Consider the following 12537-nt stretch of genomic DNA (forward strand, 5'->3'; position numbering starts at 1 on the left):
GGTCAGGGCCGGAGCCACCACGGGCTGGTGTAGGCCACCCCGAAGTCGTTACACGGGTGACCGGCTGGGCCGGGGGTGCCGTTGGGCAGTGACGGGTCGGAGATCCGGAGCACCACCCAGTCGCCGTCGGTGACGTCGAGCGGCACTGTGAAGTCGGTGACCCGACCGTTGACGGTGTCGATGACGTCGACGACGGTCGGCGCGGAGGTGCCGGGACGGAGGACCTGGATCCGCAGGGGCTTGCCGTCCCAGGCCGAGCCGCGGTCCAGATCGAGCAGGAACCGGACGTCACCGGAGGTCACGTTCAGCACGCCGCCCATGCGTACGCCATTGGCCGTGGCGTCCACCCGCAACCCCGAGACGCGGGTGGCGAAGGAACGGCGGGCGGCCATCGCCTCGAACACCGCGGCGCGGGTGTTCTCGGCAACCCACAGGCCGCTGCGACCCTTGCCCTCGTGGAAGCCCCAGCTGGTGCCGTGCTCGTCGGTGACGCCGGTCAGAGCCGGCCGCCAACCGGCGTTCAGGCAGGCCACCAGCGGTGACGTCGCACCGGACGACCAGCCCTCGAAGAGGAAGTCGTCGGTCCGGTTGAACATCTCCAACCCCACGAGCTGGTCACGGGCCGAGGCGTTGAAGGAGAAGTTGTTGAACCGGCCTGCCTCCCGCCCGGGGTGATTGAAGCTCGCCAGACCCCCGGGCCGGCCGGTGAGCCAGTTGTACAGGCTGCCGGGGCTGCCGGCCCGCAACAGGTCGGCGAAGTCGGAGGTGTTCCAGACGTTGATGTGCCCCTGCAGCGGATGCGACCACTCGAACCCGCGGATCGCGGTGAACTGACCCGGGTCGTTGGCCGCGTTGGCCAGGTCACCGGTGGTCCGCCACTCGGACGAGCTGAGCCCGTCAATGGCAAAGAGGGTGGCGTGATCGGTAAGCGCGGCGACGTCCAGACCGGCCTCGCGCATCGAGGCGAACGCGGCCTCGGCGCTGCCGTCACCGTCCGACATCACCGTGTGGTTGTGCATGTCGGTGTGGACCAACATCGTGCCCTGGGTGATCAGGGATGTCCGGCCGGCGCCGACCGCCGCGGTGGGGGCGCCGGCCATCGTCGTGTTGGCCGCGCGGGCCGCGGTCGGAAGCGCGGCCAGCATCAGCGTCCCGCCGGCACCGGCCAGGAGCGCCCGCCGGCCGAAGCCTGCGGGGACATCAACCTGGCCGTACGGCACCTCGTCGTCGGATCCATGGTCGTGATGGCAGTGGTGTGGGTGATGTCCAGTCATGGATATATAGATGGTGATGGAGCTGGCTGAGACGTCACACCGAGTCGTCGGTCAGGCGAACAGTGGTGGTCATCGCTCGGGTGGCACTCTTGACTCGCGTTCTCGGTAAGTAATAGCTTACCGTTCGTGGTGACTTACCAAGCCGATGATGGATGGGACGCGCTCGGCGATCCAACGAGACGCGCCATCGTCGCCTGCCTGGCCGAACGACCCCGCGCCGTCGGCGAACTCGCCGAAGTCCTGCCGATCAGCAGGCCGGCCGTCTCCCAACATCTCCGAGTGCTCAAAGACGCCGGCCTCGTCACCGACCGCGCCGCCGGGACCCGCCGGGTCTACCGGCTCAACCCGGCGGGCGTCGCCGCCCTTCGCGACCAACTCGACACGTACTGGAGCCGCGCCCTCGAAGGCTTTCAGGACGCCGCCGAGCAACCCACTGAGGAGTAGCCATGACTGAGACCGCTGAGGTCGTCGTCCGCCGGCACGTCATCGTGCAGGCGCCGATCGAGCGAGCCTTCACCGTGTTCACCGAACGGTTCGGCGACTTCAAACCGCGCGAGCACACCCTGCTCAGCGCCGGGACCGCCGAGACCATCTTCGAACCAAGGGTCGGCGGCCATATCTACGATCGTAGCGCCGACGGCGACGAATGCCGTTGGGCCCGGGTCCTGGCCTACGACCCCCCGAAACGCGTCGTGTTCAGCTGGGACATCAGCCCGACCTGGCAGGTCGAGACCGACCCCGACAACACCAGCGAGGTCGAGGTCACCTTCATCGCCGAAACTCCCGACCGCACCCGGGTCGAGTTGGAGCACCGCAACCTCGACCGGCACGGCCCCGGCTGGCCAGCGGTCCGCGACGGCGTCGCCCACGACGAAGGCTGGCCGCTCTACCTGACCCGCTACGCCGACCTGTTCACCGAGGGCAGCTGAACCTCATCCGGTCATCGTCAGCACCGACGTCGAACGCCGCTACGCCGAGAAGGACCGCTCGGCGAAGCTGAATCCGGCACGCTCGGCGGAGGTGAGGACCTGACGGTGGACATGCTGCGGCGGCAGCCGGATGTGCTGGGTGTAGGCAGCCGCTCGGAGACGGAGATCGAAGTTCTGACCCTCGATGTGCCAGATCCGGGCTCACTGGTGGCGCCGGCTTGTCCCATCCCTGTGCTCCAATCCCGTCATGCATGTCGTCGTCTGCGGCGCACTCGTGGAGAACGGCGCGGTCCTGCTGGTTCACCGCAGCCCGACCCGCCGGGCATACCCGAATCTCTGGGATCTGCCCGGCGGGCACGTCGAAGCGGGCGAGTCGGAACTACAGGCCCTCACGCGTGAGATGCACGAGGAGCTAGGGGTTCACATCGTGGCGGAGTCCTCGTCGCGGTTGGGCGACCTGCATGCCGGCACTGGGGAGGACGCCGTCCACGTGACCGTCTGGCACATCGGAGACTGGGTCGGCTCCCCCACCAACCATGCACCTGACGAGCATGACGCCATCGCCTGGGTCGGCATCGGCGAGCTGGGCGGCCTTCCCCTCGTGTTCGGCGCCCTGCCGGCAGTGCTCCGCTCCCTGCGTGAGCCTGCCCGACTGCCTCGTCGCGACGAAGCAGAGACAACGGCATCGCAGACACAAATCTGATGGCCCGACAGCGCGACCCCTTTGGGTGTCACGATTCTTCGGTGATGTCGAGGTCGGAACACGTCGCCCAGATCCCGATGCGGGTCGCCGACCGGTTGACCGAGCAGTTGGCGCCCGGTGGATGGCGGCGGCATCGCTTCGTGCCGGATGACGAGGTTGCCTTCGTACGCGAGCCCGTTCGCGGGGTGGTCTTCCACTTCGGCGTCAACCTCGCCGGACGAGACGCTGTCTCGCTCAGCCCCAACGTTGGCGTCGAACTTACTGCCGTCGCCGAACTGCAGAGGCAACTCTTCGATCGCTCGGGCACGGTGTGCCAGGTGGGCGCAAGCATGGGGGATCTAGTCAAGGACGCGGAGACGCGTGAGGTCTCGTCCGCGCGCTGGTGGGTCGCGTTGCCGCAACAGGTGGATGAAGCTGCAGCCCAGGTGGTCGCTGATCTGACGGCATATGGCGAGCCGTTCCTGGTTGGCAACCAGACGTTGCCGAAGCTGATCCAGACCCTGCTCGGACGGCCAAAATCGCAGGTCGAGTACGGAACTCTCGCCGTTTGCCTGGCGGTGTCGGGCGACTTGTCCGAGGCCCGCGCCATGCTGGCGAAGTTCGGCTCGGTCCGGCAGGTGTTCGCGGGAGGCACGACCGAGACATTCATCCACAACTTCGCCGAGCGGTTCGGCCACGAGTAGCGGACAGCCGACACCGGAAGACGAGGTAGCCGACTGTGACCATGAGATAACCAAGCGCAAACTCCTCTCCGACATGTTCCCGTCGACTGGAGGAACAGATGCGTCTCCGATCGTTCGTCACCGCAGCACTGGCCGCCGTCCTGGCCGCCGGCGCGCTCGTGCCCGCGGCACCGGCCGCCGCGGCCACCGCCGACCGCTGGGGCTTCGCGTACGTCAAGGACCCCACCGTGCCCGTCTGGACGGTGCTGGACACCAGCCGGCAGTGGGGTAGCTGGAAGACCGCGTTCCCGGCTGCCTGGGCCGACGGCGTCAAGCTCGCACCCGGCCGGTTCCAGGTCCGCTTCCCGCAGGTGGGTGCCAGCTCGCGGGGCGTGCCACACGTGACCCCGGTGAACCGGACCGGTCACTACTGCGAGGTGGTTCGCTGGTTCCAGTCCGGCGCCGACGAGATCGTCGACGTGCAGTGCCACAAGCCGGGCGGCACACGCGAGGACACCCCGTTCACCGTGCTCTGGACGACCAGCTCGGGCGTGCTGCCCGCCGGCACCTCCCACGCGTACGCGCAGTGGGCGGGCGGCGTGGTGGCGCAGTCGTACAACTCCACGGGCGCGGTGAACACGGTCGGCCCGCTGGGCGTCGGGCAGTACCTGGTGCGGCTGCCCGGGGTGGGGCTGGCCGGGCTGCTCGCCGGCAACGTGCAGGTCACCGCCGTGCAGCCAAACGCCGGTCCCCGCCGCTGCAAGGTCTACTCCTGGAGCGCGGTCGGCAGCAACGTTCAGGTGTACGTCTTCTGCTACGACCAGGCCGGCGCGTTCATCAACACCGACTTCGTCATCTCCTACCACCACCGGCGGCCGGTGATCGGCTCGCTCGGCCCGCCGTCCTACTTCGGTTACCTGGGGACCGCCGTCGGCGGACCGACCAACGACAACTCGGTGCTCGGCGTCGGCGCCAACACGGTGGCCCCGCTGGCACCCGCCGGCCGCTACCTGGCGACCTTCCCGCAGATCGGCCTCAAGGAGACCCACGCCCAGGTAGTCGCGCAGGGCGCCGGCAGCAACTACTGCCACCTCACCCAACCCTGGACGTACACCACCAACGCCGACGTCGACGTGATCTGCTTCGACAACACCGGCGCAGTCACCCCACACCGCTTCCTGGCCACCTTCACCTCCCGACTCTGACCCGCGTCGCGCCGGCGGCGACCGTTCCCATTGCCGCCGGCGCGGTGCAGCCCGATCAGCGCCGGGTGCGAGCAGTCCAGGCAAGTGCTGCTAACGGGGTGCGACTCTCGGCATGATTTTCTGTTCGCCGGTGGCGGCCATCGAGTGCATCGCGCCGCTGGCGAGTGGGATCAGCCGGGCCAGGCCCGGTTGTCCGTTGCGTCGGGCCAGGTCGGGCCCGAGGCGGGCCATCAGCAGAGTCAGCGCCGGCAGGGGCCGGACGTAGAGGGTGATGTCGCTGATCAGGCCGTCGTCACCCAGGCGCAGCCGCTGGGCCTCGTAGAGACGCGTCGCGCCGACCCGTGCCTCGTAGAAGAGCGCCACGGTACGGCCCTCGGCGACCTGGTCGGTGTAGGTGATGTCATCGATCGCGACCAGAGCCACTTCGAGCAAGGTGCGTACCTGCCGGTGGCCTCTGAAGGTGAACTGTTCGGTGATCGGCGAGACCAGAGTGACATCAGGGCTGAGGGCGGCGACCGCACCGGCAGCGTCCCGGGCTTCGCCGGCGGTTCGCCATGCGGTGACAGAATCGTAAGACTGATCCACGAATACTCCCCCGTTGATTGTGGTGGATATCGGAGTCTGTGGTACTGCGTGACCGCATTCGGGAGACGGCTGTCCCGTCGTCGGCACGTTCGCCAACCGCAGTCGTCCCGGCGTTCACGGCTCGTGTGCGTGCGTCCAACATAGACCGTCATCGGCATGTGCGCGGCCGCCCACACAGCGGGCCACCACCCGCGCACCTCGCAGCCCCCGGCCCGCAACGACGTCACCGCCCGGAGCGACGGTCGACCCCGGAGATTCCGCACCCGGCGGCCGCGCTGCGACCAGCCCTCGGTCCTCCTCGGTGAACCGGCGTCGCCGGAAGACCCCTGAGTACGGCCAACCGGGACGCCTCAGGTGGTGCTCTGCTGGCCTGCGGCGTTGCTGGGAAAGTCCATCCCAGCCGAATCAGAACGGTGGCCGGACAACGTCCGATGCCGATCCAAAACGTACCTGTTGACGCGATTCCCGTATCGGCCGAGCCCCGAGTCTCCGCACCGGAACCCGAGGGATTGGAAGAGCTGCGCGGACCGGACGTGCCGACTGTCGACCTCGGCAACGATCGGGAGGTCCGCGAGGCCGTGAGTGGTGTGAAGCTGACCGAGCACGGCACGGAGCACTTCCCTGGCGTAGCCGTTCGACCACCGCGCGGGGGTGATCCAGACCCCAATCTCAAGGTCGTCCGCTCGACGTTCGACGGCCACCACGCCGACCTGCTCATCGGTGTTGCGATCCACAATCTGGAGCCACACTCCGAGGCCCTGCTGGTGCGCGACCAGGCCCTGGTGAAACCGGTCAGCCGCACGCTGCTGACTCCATGGGGCGCCGTCGCCCACAAGACGCGTCACCTCCGGGTCAAGGGCCAGAAGCAGAAATGCGGACAGCTCTGTATCTCCGTAGGGCCGCAGGACCAGTCGGGCCGTCACCAGTGTGGATGCCCAGTGGCCGATGCGACCACCGCCACGGACGTCGGAGGTAGACAAGGTCTCAGCAGTCGCGAGTGCATGCCCCGCAGTGCTGTCCACGTGTTCAGGAACCTCACCCTCGTGGCGATCGCCCGTGGTGGAGGTCCCGGTCGGTTCGAACATCAGGATCGAGCCGCCCGGCGAGGACGGCTTGTGTTCGGTGCCCCTGGGAACCACGAACATGTCGCCCTGACGCAGGACGACAGTGTGTTCCTGCCCGTCCGCGTCGCGGTAGGCGACATCGAACTGGCCATCCAGCACCAAGAAGAACTCGTCGGTGTCCTCGTGGACGTGCCAGATGTGCTCGCCCCGAGTGTGGGCGATCCGCACGTCATAATCGTTTATCCGGGTCACGATCCGCGGGCTGTAGATGTCGTCGAACGACGCAAGCGCCTCGGACAGATTCACGGCGGCCAAATTGACGGGAGTGATCGACATGAGCCGAGCCTCCACCGCAGCGGCCGCCCCGGTCTTGGACGTTCTTGACGCCGACGGCACCCGGCCACCCGGTTGTCGAGTTCGGGCCTGGCGGCCACCGGTCCCTGGGATCAGCGAGGTATTCCACGCCCAGATCGTCGACTACGCCTACCCGCTGCACGCCCATGACACCTGGACGGTGCTGATCCTCGACGCTGGCGCGATACGTTACGACCTCGACAGCCGCCACTGCCGGGTCAGCGGGGCCGACTATGTCGCTGTCCTACCGCCCGGAGTGGTCCACGACGGCCGCCCCGCCGCCAACGCGCCCGGCTTCCGCAAACGCAACCTGTACCTCGACCCGGCGTTCCTGCCCGCCGGTCTGATCGGCTCCGCCGTCGACCACACCACCCTCCGCGACGGTCCGCTGCGCGAAGCCCTCGCCAGGCTCCACCAAGTCCTTGAGGCCGACGAGGACCAGCTGGACGCCGAAGCCCGGCTGGCCATGATCGGGCAACGACTCACCGACCACCTAGCTTCCGCGCCTTCTTCGCCTACCCGGCCGGAGCCGCAGGCCGCCCGTGCGCTGAGGGCGCTGCTCGACGAACACACGGTGGAGGCTGTCAGCCTCGCCGCCGCCGCTCGCCTCTTGGGCCGGTCGGTGCCTCACCTCGTCCGCAGCTTCGGCAAGGCTTTCGGGATCAGTCCACACGCATACATCGTCGGTCGACGGGTCGAGGCCGCCCGCAAACTGCTCCTCGCCGGCATCCCCCCGGCCGACGTGGCGATCACCGTCGGCTTCTGCGACCAGGCCCACCTGACCCGACACTTTCGCCGACACACCTCTACCACCCCGGCCCGTTACGCCTCCGCCGCCGGTAGCCGCGCTGCGCCCAGCTGATGTCAACGCTCACTTTCCGCCAGACGGATCTCGCTACAGGTGACGTCGTTCCTGGGGGCACACCCACCTGCGCTACGGGTGAGCGTTCGCCGGCGCCGCCGCCATCGCGCGCCGGCCCGCGACGCTGACCGCTACCGCACCGACGCTGATGAGGATCGCCAGGACGGCGACGAGGCCACCGAGTCCCGGACGGGGTACGACCGCAGGTACCGCTCCACGGAACAGGGCCGAGGCATCGTCGTAGGCGAGCGTGACGACGATTGCCGATCCGACGGCGACCAGACTCAGAGCTGCGATGACTGCCAGGGTGAGTGCCTGGCGGGCGGTGCGGGCGAGCACGGCCCAGGCGACACAGGCATGCAGCGCCACAACACTGCCCACATACCCGCCCCATCCGGGGAATCTGGTGAGCGGCACGGTGATGTCGCCGTAGCTGGCCCACGGAACAGCGACGATGGAAAGCAGGCTTCCCGCAGCACCAACGACGGCAGCGGAAAGTGCGACGCTCCTCGTCACGGCTCGGCCTCCTTGACGCCGGGCGTGGCGGGGATCCGGCCCGCCACGCCCGACCAATCTCGTTGTTACGACGTTTGCAGTGAGACGCCGAGCGCCGTCAGCGCTGGGGGCACCTCGGTCCAAAGGATGTACTCGTAGGAGACTCCCTCTTCGACCGGCACGCTGCCGGCGCTGACGATGCCTCGGGCGGCGACGAACCCGTCTGATCGGATCGACCATACCGGGCCGCCACTGTCGCCGTGTGCCACCGAGGGGCACCCCGCGCACCGATGACCCTCGACGCCGCGGCGAACCTTCCCGCTGTCGTCCGACCATTGGACGTACTCGTTCACGACCTCGATCTGACAGCGGTTCGGATAGCTGGTGTAGCCGCTCTGGCAGACGAGTTCGCCGTCCCACGAGTACTGGCCTGAGCGGACATCGAAGACGTAGTCGTCGTTCACCCAGACGCCGGAGGAGGTGTTCACGTTGAAGATGGCGGCGTCGTGCAGGTCGTTCTCGGCCTTGATCTCACCGATGTTGTCGCCGTCCATCGCCTCGATGTCGTCACCATTGTCGTAGCAGTGCTCCGCAGTGAGCAGATATTCGGTGCCGGATGGGTTGCGCACGCCGAAGGCCGCCGTGCAGGTCCAGCTGGAGGCCTCGAAGCCCCATCTGATCGGGATTCCGCCCGGGTACGGCGCGCTGGGACTCTCCCGACTCACATTGTGAATGGGGCTACCGGCCACATACTCGATGTCCGCCGGGGCCATCGCGCTTCCCACCGCTGCCGCGACCGCCTGGGAGAGCGGCTCGGCCGCCTTGGGGTCGTTCACGCGCACCTGAAGGCCCCGGCCATCACTGGGCAGCACTATCGAGTACACCTTGAGGCCCGCCGCGCGGTGAGTGGTTGCCGCCTTCCAGATTTGACTGCTCGCCTTCTCCATCTGCAGGCGCGAGTAGCGACTGATACGGATGTCGACAGACGTCGTAGCGCGCTGAGCGGCCGAGACGCTGGCCAGTGCGCGGCCGACGAGTTGGTCGGCCTCCCCGCGATCGGTGGCGTGGAGAGTGACTCTGCCCGTTCCCCTGTCGACCTTCAGGCCGGCGAAGCTGTTGCGGTAGCTGCGCTCGGCGATCTCTCCGATTTTCGCGGCGACCACCTGAACCGGCGTCGCCCGGGCGAGCTCCGAAGCCTGCCCGGCATTGCGGCTGCTCTCTGGATCACCTGCTGACGCCGGGGCCGGCGTGGTCAACACGCTGGCGACGATCACGGCCGTAGCCAGAGCGCCCAGAAAACGTCGATGCTGTCGTCTCATCCGACCTCCCGCTCTTGGGGCGCAGACGTCCCCCGATACGGCGCATGTGACATGCGCCGCGACGATGTTCATCGATATTTGCCGATGCGCATTTGTGTGTCAACGGATCAGCCGCCACCCGATGAAGGTCCGCCGGACCCGGTCCGCGCCCTGACCGCTTCGGCATCCGGGGCCAACGCGCAGCTCGGCCCGCCCAAGCGGCCGGACATTCTGTTGATCTTGTTCGGGTTGAAGGGGGCCCAACCGCCAACCCTCTTATCCGCAACATGCCCGAAACTACCGGTTGAAAAGCCTGGAATTTTCTGCCAACCTGAGAGCCATCGATGAGTGTGAACGTTAACAAGATCGCTCCGCACTGGAGGCGCCTCACGTGACCGTCAGGCCCACCCACCTGCCAGGTGGCCACGACCACTACCGACAAGCCCAGCGCTCGCAGCCCCTCATCGACGGGCGACCGGACCCACTCGACGCAACCCTTCACCCGCTGGTCCGGTAGCCCGAGCCGACTCGCTTTCGGGCGTACGCCTGCCGTGGGTCCCCGGTCCGCCTGGGCGGACTCAGCGTCGTGGCCGCCGCCATTCGAGCGGAGCCCCACTGGACAGGAACTTCCTATCCCACCACTGGAGGATCAGCATGGTTTCCCGGACCCGTCCCCTCGGGCGAACCCGACTACGAACACTCACTCTTTCCGGAACAGCCGCGATAATTCTAGCCCTGGTCGTGTCGCTGCTGCCCAATCTCGCCCAGGCCGCCGAGACGACGCTCGGTGCCGCCGCGGCCCAGTCTGGCCGGTACTTCGGCGCCGCCGTCGCCGCCAACAAACTCAGCGACAGCGCCTACACGACGATCCTGAACCGTGAGTTCAACTCGGTGACACCCGAGAACGAGATGAAGATCGACGCGACCGAGCCGCAGCAGAACAACTTCACGTTCAGCAATGCGGACCGGATCGTGAACCATGCCACGTCGCGGGGTTGGAAGGTCCGGGGTCACACTCTGGCCTGGCACTCGCAGCAGCCGGGTTGGATGCAGGGCATGGAGGGCACCGCGCTGCGCAACGCGATGCTGAACCACGTCACCCGGGTGGCCACCTACTACCGGGGCAAGATCGACTCGTGGGATGTGGTGAACGAGGCGTTCGAGGACGGCAACAGCGGTGCCCGGCGCAACTCGAACCTGCAGCGCACCGGCAACGACTGGATCGAGGCGGCGTTCCGCGCCGCCGACGCGGCGGACCCGAACGCAAAGCTCTGCTACAACGACTACAACACCGACAACTGGACCTGGGCCAAGACCCAGGCCGTGTACAACATGGTGCGGGACTTCAAGTCCCGTGGGGTGCCGATCGACTGCGTCGGGTTCCAGTCGCACTTCAACGCCAACTCGCCCTACAACAGCAACTACCGCACCACGCTGTCCAGCTTCGCCGCTCTCGGGGTGGACGTGCAGATCACCGAGTTGGACATCGAGGGATCCGGCACGACGCAGGCGAACAGCTTCCGCAGTGTGGTCAACGACTGCCTGGCCGTGGCTCGCTGCAACGGGATCACCGTGTGGGGAGTGCGGGACTGTGACTCGTGGCGCTCCGGCGGCACGCCGCTGCTCTTCGAGTGCGGCGGCACCAAGAAGGCCGCGTACACGGCCACCCTGGAGGCGCTGAACAGCGCCGGCCCCACCCCCACGCCCACCACGCCGGGGCCCACCCCCACCGTGCCACCCGGCTCCGCCAGCGAGATCGTCGGCACGCAGTCCGGCCGGTGCATCGACGTACCCAACGCCTCGACCACCAATGGCACCCGGGTCCAGCTCTACGACTGCAACAAGCAGACCAACCAGGCCTGGACCTACACCTCGGGCAAGCAACTCCAGGTGTACGGCACCATGTGCCTCGACGCAGCCGGCACCGGCAACGGCGCCGCAGTCCAGATCTACACCTGCCACAGCCAGACCAACCAACAGTGGAACGTCAACTCCAACGGCACCATCAGCAACGTCCAATCCGGACGATGCCTGGACGCCTGGAGCACCGCCAACGGAGCCCAGATCCAGCTCTACGACTGCCACGGACAAACCAACCAGCAGTTCCGGCTGAACTCCCTGGGCGGCACCACCCCGACGCCGACCACCACGCCGACCACGCCACCGCCGACCGGCGGCACGTGCGACCTGCCCTCCTCGTACCGCTGGTCGTCGACGGGTGCGCTGGCGCAGCCGAGGTCAGGGTGGGTGTCGCTGAAGGACTTCACCCACGCGCCGTACAACGGTCAGCAGTTGGTCTACGGGACAACGCACGACACGGGCACGACGTGGGGCTCGATGAACTTCGGTCTCTTCTCGAACTGGAACCAGATGGGGTCCGCGTCGCAGAATCAGATGCCGTTCGCCGCGGTGGCGCCGTCGTTGTTCTACTTCGCGCCGCGCAACGTCTGGGTGTTGGCCTATCAGTGGGGTGGGCCGGCTTTCTCCTACCGGACGTCGACCGACCCGACCAATGTGAACAGTTGGTCCGCGGCGCAGACGCTGTTCACCGGAAGCATCTCCAACTCCAGCACCGGCCCGATCGACCAGGCGCTCATCGGTGACGACCAGAACATGTACCTGTTCTTCGCCGGGGACAACGGCAGGATCTACCGGGCCAGCACGCCCATCGGGAACTTCCCGGGCAGCTTCGGGTCGAACTACACGACGATCATGACCGACTCGACGAACAACCTGTTCGAAGGAGTTCAGGTCTACAAACTCCAGGGTCAGAGCCGGTACCTCATGCTCGTCGAGGCGATCGGTGCGAACGGGCGCTACTTCCGATCGTTCACGGCCACCAACCTGGGTGGTACGTGGACGCCACAGGCCACGTCCGAAAGCAGCCCCTTCGCCGGCAAGGCCAACAGCGGCGCGACCTGGACCAACGACATCAGTCACGGCGAACTGATCCGCAGCAACGCCGATCAGACCATGACCGTTGACGCCTGCAACCTGCAACTGCTCTACCAGGGGCGTTCTCCCAGCTCCGGCGGCGACTACGGCCTCCTGCCGTACCGGCCGGGTCTGTTGACGCTGCAACGCTGACGACCGGACAGACGCCTCG

At 67.4% G+C, this 12537-nt stretch carries 12 protein-coding genes; 7 read left to right on the forward strand and 5 right to left on the reverse strand.

The features are described from left to right. Window positions 1–2: 2 nt before the first annotated feature. Entirely contained in the window at window positions 3–1274 is a 1272-nt protein-coding gene (locus ACQP0U_RS20250) for a CehA/McbA family metallohydrolase (protein ID WP_433309296.1), read from the reverse strand. 126 nt (window positions 1275–1400) lie between these two features. On the opposite strand from ACQP0U_RS20250, the gene ACQP0U_RS20255 reads away from it, so the two are divergent. From ACQP0U_RS20255 to ACQP0U_RS20275, 5 genes are all read left to right on the forward strand, one after another. Next, complete coding sequence (locus ACQP0U_RS20255) at window positions 1401–1718, forward strand: ArsR/SmtB family transcription factor (protein ID WP_433309298.1); 318 nt, start codon at window positions 1401–1403, stop codon at window positions 1716–1718. 2 nt (window positions 1719–1720) lie between these two features. Then, window positions 1721–2203 (forward strand): SRPBCC family protein, encoded by a 483-nt coding sequence (locus ACQP0U_RS20260; RefSeq protein WP_433309299.1) that lies wholly within the window; start codon window positions 1721–1723, stop codon window positions 2201–2203. A 247-nt stretch (window positions 2204–2450) separates the two neighbouring features. Further along, window positions 2451–2906, forward strand: a complete 456-nt coding sequence (locus tag ACQP0U_RS20265; RefSeq protein ID WP_433309301.1) for an NUDIX domain-containing protein — start codon at window positions 2451–2453, stop codon at window positions 2904–2906. Window positions 2907–2947: 41 nt separating this feature from the next. Continuing rightward, on the forward strand, window positions 2948–3589 hold the full coding sequence (locus ACQP0U_RS20270) for a hypothetical protein (protein WP_433309302.1): 642 nt from the start codon (window positions 2948–2950) through the stop codon (window positions 3587–3589). Between the two features lie 98 nt (window positions 3590–3687). Beyond that, window positions 3688–4773 carry a hypothetical protein gene (locus ACQP0U_RS20275; protein WP_433309304.1) on the forward strand — a complete coding sequence of 362 codons (1086 nt, stop codon included), beginning with the start codon at window positions 3688–3690 and terminating at the stop codon, window positions 4771–4773. A 90-nt stretch (window positions 4774–4863) separates the two neighbouring features. On the opposite strand, the gene ACQP0U_RS20280 is transcribed toward ACQP0U_RS20275, so the two are convergent. Beyond that, complete coding sequence (locus ACQP0U_RS20280) at window positions 4864–5445, reverse strand: nuclear transport factor 2 family protein (protein ID WP_433320971.1); 582 nt, start codon at window positions 5443–5445, stop codon at window positions 4864–4866. 263 nt (window positions 5446–5708) lie between these two features. Beyond that, window positions 5709–6758 carry a GNAT family N-acetyltransferase gene (locus ACQP0U_RS20285; RefSeq protein WP_433309306.1) on the reverse strand — a complete coding sequence of 350 codons (1050 nt, stop codon included), beginning with the start codon at window positions 6756–6758 and terminating at the stop codon, window positions 5709–5711. Between ACQP0U_RS20285 and ACQP0U_RS20290 the strand changes: the two genes are divergently transcribed. After that, window positions 6757–7638 carry a helix-turn-helix domain-containing protein gene (locus ACQP0U_RS20290; RefSeq protein ID WP_433309308.1) on the forward strand — a complete coding sequence of 294 codons (882 nt, stop codon included), beginning with the start codon at window positions 6757–6759 and terminating at the stop codon, window positions 7636–7638. The genes ACQP0U_RS20285 and ACQP0U_RS20290 overlap by 2 nt on opposite strands. A 72-nt stretch (window positions 7639–7710) precedes the next feature. On the opposite strand, the gene ACQP0U_RS20295 is transcribed toward ACQP0U_RS20290, so the two are convergent. Both ACQP0U_RS20295 and ACQP0U_RS20300 read right to left on the reverse strand, forming a co-directional pair. Further along, a complete protein-coding gene (locus ACQP0U_RS20295; protein WP_433309310.1) occupies window positions 7711–8154 on the reverse strand; it encodes a hypothetical protein in 444 nt (147 codons plus the stop codon). Window positions 8155–8219: 65 nt separating this feature from the next. Continuing rightward, window positions 8220–9452: a S1 family peptidase gene (locus tag ACQP0U_RS20300; protein ID WP_433309312.1), complete on the reverse strand. Its 1233-nt coding sequence runs from the start codon at window positions 9450–9452 to the stop codon at window positions 8220–8222. Window positions 9453–10085: 633 nt separating this feature from the next. Here ACQP0U_RS20300 and ACQP0U_RS20305 point away from each other — a divergent pair. Further along, on the forward strand, window positions 10086–12518 hold the full coding sequence (locus ACQP0U_RS20305) for a non-reducing end alpha-L-arabinofuranosidase family hydrolase (RefSeq protein ID WP_433309313.1): 2433 nt from the start codon (window positions 10086–10088) through the stop codon (window positions 12516–12518). The last annotated feature ends 19 nt before the right edge of the window (window positions 12519–12537 follow it).

Origin of the sequence: Micromonospora sp. CA-269861, assembly GCF_050948505.1 — a bacterium.
GTDB lineage: Bacteria > Actinomycetota > Actinomycetes > Mycobacteriales > Micromonosporaceae > Micromonospora.